Origin of the sequence: Pseudoalteromonas sp. TB25 (assembly GCF_000497995.1) — a bacterium.
Lineage (GTDB): Bacteria > Pseudomonadota > Gammaproteobacteria > Enterobacterales > Alteromonadaceae > Pseudoalteromonas > Pseudoalteromonas distincta.
On the sequence record NZ_AUTI01000127.1, the window covers coordinates 1 to 5459 of the forward strand.

At 38.5% G+C, this 5459-nt stretch carries 5 protein-coding genes; 1 reads left to right on the forward strand and 4 read right to left on the reverse strand.

Annotated elements, in window-relative coordinates:
- Nucleotides 1-543 (reverse strand): ABC transporter substrate-binding protein (locus L652_RS0102665; protein ID WP_024594645.1); only part of this gene is annotated, 543 nt, incomplete at its 3' end.
- Nucleotides 544-1479: 936 nt separating this feature from the next.
- Here L652_RS0102665 and L652_RS0102670 point away from each other — a divergent pair.
- Nucleotides 1480-1995 carry a hypothetical protein gene (locus L652_RS0102670; protein ID WP_024594644.1) on the forward strand — a complete coding sequence of 172 codons (516 nt, stop codon included), beginning with the start codon at nt 1480-1482 and terminating at the stop codon, nt 1993-1995.
- A gap of 10 nt (nt 1996-2005) precedes the next feature.
- Here the strand turns inward: L652_RS0102670 and L652_RS0102675 are convergent, their stop codons facing one another.
- From L652_RS0102675 to L652_RS0102685, 3 genes are all read right to left on the reverse strand, one after another.
- The gene (locus L652_RS0102675) at nt 2006-2686 is read right to left on the reverse strand and encodes a tRNA-uridine aminocarboxypropyltransferase (protein ID WP_024594643.1); all 681 of its coding nucleotides are present in this window, start codon (nt 2684-2686) and stop codon (nt 2006-2008) included.
- A 136-nt stretch (nt 2687-2822) separates the two neighbouring features.
- Complete coding sequence (lpdA, locus tag L652_RS0102680; RefSeq protein ID WP_002957761.1) at nt 2823-4247, reverse strand: dihydrolipoyl dehydrogenase; 1425 nt, start codon at nt 4245-4247, stop codon at nt 2823-2825.
- Between the two features lie 205 nt (nt 4248-4452).
- Nucleotides 4453-5459, reverse strand: a 1007-nt coding sequence (locus L652_RS0102685) for a 2-oxo acid dehydrogenase subunit E2 (protein WP_024603261.1), incomplete at its 5' end; no start/stop codon positions are given.

Sequence of the window (5459 nt, forward strand, 5' to 3'; positions counted from 1 at the left end):
AAGCCACTCTTTAGTTTGCGCTTCACCATGGTGTGCAATCATAGAAGCTACTAAACCTAAATTATATGGATGTTTGCCTGAGCGCGTACAAATTTGTCCTTTGTATTTAGAGTCTGCTAAATCTTCATAAGTGAGCTTAGGTAACTCACCAACTCGCTCTTTTGATGAATACACATTACGCACTCGCTTAGTAAGCGCAACCCATTGGCCATCACCGTCACGAAAGGCGGCTGGAACATTATTATTTACACTGTCACTTTTTATAGTTTGTGTTAATTTTAAATCTTCTAATTGAATAAGCGCGCTAAAGTTAGAGGTTAATACTAAATCAGCTTTACTGTGCTTGCCTTCGCGTTTAACACGCTCAATTAGCCCTTTTTTAGCAAAAACAACATTGGTTTTTATGCCTGTTTGCTTTGTAAAGTCTTCTAAAATTGGCTGAATTAAAAACGGTTGACGAAAAGAGTAGATGTTAACAACATCGTTTGCAAAGACTGGTGCCGATGCAACTACCCCTAAAACAAGTGCAAATACTTTCTTCATTATTCCACCTAAATAACTGTTATTATCAACGAATTCTACCGTGCTCATTCTAAAAGTGCACACTTTAAATAAATGTAAATATGTAAATAACGCCCAAAAAGGAAATACGGTGTAAGAGATGTCTTACGGATGTGACAGCTAATGAGTAAAAAACAAGATAAAAAACAACCTAAAAACAGTTAAACACATGAATTATATGAGATTTATTTTTATTACTATTGCAAAAACACTAATTGAATGTAGTTTTATCTCTATTTTAGTTGCTCTATTGCACTATAATTTACGCATCAACCAAGCAATGACGCTTATTGAGTAAAAGGAAATGGACTGCTTACTCAACCAACCAATGATTAGGTTATCAGGACAACACGGATTTTAGGACAGGTTCAGGATGAGTATCACAACGCAATGTTGTAAAAAGGACAGCGTCAGGAAGATGCGAAAAGGATAATAACAAGGCTAAGTTGTTCAACAGGATGTTGAAGGAATAAATGGACAGGCCTTTAAGGCAACACAAGGGATTGGTTAAAACAAGGATACACTAGGAAGTGTAATTAAGGATTTGGTAATAGTATTTACCCTACAGGATGTTTAGGAATTAAAGGATACAGGCCCGGACGGTCTACATTACATAGAACTAAAAAGTAATATAGTAATAAACATGGATTAGTGAAAATTGGAGTTGATTAAGTTCAATTGCAGGATGCAGAAAATTAGAAGATTCCGCAAGCGCGCCTAGAGATAGAGCGCGCTTTTCTTTGCCTAAAATTTGGGTGAGTAAAGCACTGAGCAACTATCACTAATCTTTACTGAGTAATATCGCGTCACAGCAAATCAATGCTAAGACCTTAAAATACTTTATTAATATTTTAAATTTCGCTAAGTTTTTTATTAATTGCGCCGATAACTAAATAACGCAAGGATCATAAATACTCAATGGATATGAATTTTAAAACATCTCAAAGTAATACCTTTTTATGTAAAGTATCAGACGAAAGTACAGCAAAACCAATTGGTGTTTTTAGTGCGCAAATCCCCAGCGAAAATCCCTATAAAGCTTTATTTAACCCCAAAGGTTATAACTTTTTAAATATGCCAATGAATGAGTTTAAAAATATACTTAACGAAATTATTCAGTTAGAACGCGACATTCGTATTAGCAAGTGGGGTGAAGGTGCTCGACCTGATGAGTTTAGCTATCAACTTAATAGAATAGCAGACGCAATTGCAACGACTCAATTTAATGGCAAAATAGACATTAACTGCTACTTTTTAAAACGAGTTGAAGAAGCAAAAGAAATGATTGGTGAAGACTGTATCTCGTTTATTCAAGTGCATAATAGTATAAGTCAATTGTATAATACTGTTTTACAATTAACATCTGAAGAAGGCTTCAGAGCAATTCAAAATAAAGCACTTGCTCACTTAAAAAATCAGCAAGCATTTGCTTAACTTCGTAAAATTAACCTTCTAGCGGTCGGCCTTTATTGCGCTTACCCAATAAATACGCATCACGAAACTTAATAAAATGCTGCTCTAATTTTGTCGATGCATCCATTTCGCCCGCAAGTGCTAATACCATAATAGCCACTTCAGCAGTGCCTAGTTGATGCGCATGAGGGGCTACACGTAATCGGTAATCAGATAGTTTATCAGCAGTAACAGAAAGTACAGGCAAGTTATCTAAATAAGGGCTTTTGCGAATCATTTTTTTAGCTTCGCGCCACGTACCATCTAAGAATATAAATAGCGGCTTTTTACCTGATTCAATACTCACTTCTGTAATGGCTCTGCCCTCTTCTACATCTTCAGCAGGAAAGACGACCATAGGCTGATACTGCGAATCATTTATTAAAGCTAAAAGAGCGGGGTTAGGATCTGTTCTATCCCATCTAAATGCGTGGTTATCTGGCACTATTTCAGCAATTAAACGCCCTGTATTAGAAGGTTTAAAGCTTTCATTATGATACATCAGTAAGCACACAGCGGCCTTACAATCTGCATGCTCAACACCTTTGCAAATACAGTAGTGCTTAGCAATCAGGCATTGTTCACAGCGATCTAATTTACCGCCTCGAGCATTAAACTCTCGACGAGATTCACTTATTTGTTGAGCGCGTAATGCTAAAACTGAGTTTTTCACTGTATTTACCTTCAATTAATTAAGCGCGCATTGTAACGACTTCTTGTTATTTAATCTTATATTTATCTAAGTTAAAAATAGACATAAAAAAACCCAACCGAAGTTGGGTTTTTTAAGCAAATACTAAGAAGTTAAATTACTTCTTTTTAGCTGCTTTTTTGTTTGGTAAATCAGTGATTGAACCTTCAAAAATTTCAGCTGCGAGGCCGATTGATTCATTCAATGTTGGGTGAGCATGAATTGTAAGCGCTAAGTCTTCACCATCAGCACCCATTTCAATACCTAAACCGATTTCGCCAAGCATTTCGCCCGCGTTAATACCGATCATAGCACCACCGATTATACGGCCACTTTCTTTATCAAAGATAAGTTTAGTAGAACCTTCAGTACGAGCAGATGCAATTGCACGACCAGATGCTGCCCACGGGAATACCGCAGTTTCAACTTTTAAGCCTTGCTCTTTTGCTTCTTTCTCAGTAACACCTACCCAAGCGATTTCTGGGTCTGTGTACGCTATTGAAGGAATACATTTAGGGTCGAAGAAATGCTTCTGACCAGAAATAACTTCTGCAGCAACATGACCTTCATGAACCGCTTTATGCGCAAGCATAGGCTGTCCAACTAAGTCACCAATTGCAAAAATATGGCTTACGTTAGTACGTAATTGCTTATCAACATTAATAAAGCCACGCTCATCAACGTTTACGCCCGCTTTTTCAGCATCAAGTAAGTTACCGTTTGGAGTACGGCCAACTGCAACAAGTACTTTGTCGTAACGTACTGGTTCTGCTGGTGCGTTTTTACCTTCAAACGTTACGTATAAGCCGTCTTCTTTAGCTTCAACACCAACAACTTTAGTTGAAAGCATTACGTTGAATTTTTTGCTTACGTATTTTTGGTAAATTTTGATAATGTCTTTATCAGCTGCTGGTACTAATTGATCAGCAAATTCTACAACATCAATTGCAGAACCTAGCGCACGGTAAACCGTACCCATTTCAAGACCGATAATACCACCACCAAGTACAAGTAGCTTTTCTGGTACGTCTTTAAGTTCTAGTGCGCCAGTTGAATCAATTACACGGTCATCTTCTGGGATGAAAGGTAAGTTAACTGGTTTAGAACCTGCTGCAATAATCGCGTTATCAAACGTGATAGTTGTAGCGCCGTCTGCGCCTTCAACTACTAAAGTATTGCTGCCAGTGAATTTGCCGTATCCAGATACAACTTTCACTTTACGCATTTTGGCCATGCCTTCTAGTCCACCAGTTAACTGGCCAACTACTGAATCTTTCCAAGTACGAACTTGGTCAAGATCGATTTTTGGTGCGCCAAAAGTAACACCGTGAGATGACATTTCTGCTGCGTCATCAATCACTTTAGCTACGTGTAAAAGTGCTTTAGAAGGAATACAACCAACATTAAGACATACGCCACCTAATGTTTCGCGAGATTCTACTAATGTAACTTCTAAGCCCAAGTCAGCAGCACGGAAAGCCGCAGAATAACCACCAGGACCACCGCCTAGTACAACAACTTGAGTTTTTAATTCGTTGCTCATGCTTTTACCTTAATTGTTTGAACGGGACACTGCCCTAAAATTTAACTGCCATGTTTCTGCAAGGCAGAAAGAGTGAGCAGCGCACAAAGTGATGCAATTCGTACAAAGATTGTATCATTGCAAATGGTAAAAATCCCAGCTAAAAACAACTGGCTGGGATTTGATTCTATTTATTTTATTGCGTATACCAATTTTACTAAACTGGTTACATCACCAACTGGCGAATATCGCTCATGTAACTTGCAAGAGTCACAGTAAAGCGTGCAGCTAATGCTCCGTCAATAACCCTATGGTCGTATGACATAGACAGCGGAACCATTAGTTTAGGTTCAAACTCTTTGCCATTCCATTTAGGTTTCATTTCAGATTTAGATACACCTAAAATAGCAACTTCTGGCGCATTAACAATTGGCGTAAATGCCGTACCGCCGATACCGCCAAGGCTAGAGATAGTAAAACAGCCGCCTTGCATATCAGAAGATGTAAGCTTACCGTCACGTGCTTTAACAGATACTTCCATTAGTTCACGTGATAATTCAATAATGCCTTTTTTATCAACATCTTTAAACACTGGCACTACTAAACCATTTGGCGTATCAACAGCAACACCGATGTTAATGTACTTCTTAAGAATTAAACTTTCGCCGTCGCTAGACAGTGAAGAGTTAAATGTTGGGAAGTCTGCAAGTGCTTTAGCCGCTGCTTTCATCACAAACACAAGTGGTGTGATTTTAACGCCAAGCTTTTTCTTCTCGCTAAGTGCATTTTGCTCTTTACGGAATACTTCAAGACTTGTGATATCAGCTTCATCAAACTGTGTAACATGTGGGATTTGTACCCAGTTACGGTGTAAGTTTTTACCTGATAGCTTTTGAATGCGAGACAGTTTTTTCTCTTCAATTTCACCAAATTTAGCAAAATCTACTTTAGGCCATGGAATAAGACCAAGCTCACTACCACCTGCGCTACTACCTGCAGATAATTGACCAGATTCAACTTGCTTAACTAGGTTTTTAACGTAGTTTTGCACGTCTTCTTTAACTATACGGGCTTTGCGACCAGTGCCCTTAACGTTAGCTAGGTTAATACCAAACTCACGCGCTAAACGGCGAACAACGGGTGATGCATGAGCATACGCGCTATTTTCTGTGAAGCTTTCATTACTTGCTTTTGCAGGTGCTGCTTGAGCCGGTGCTGACTCAGTTTTAGCCG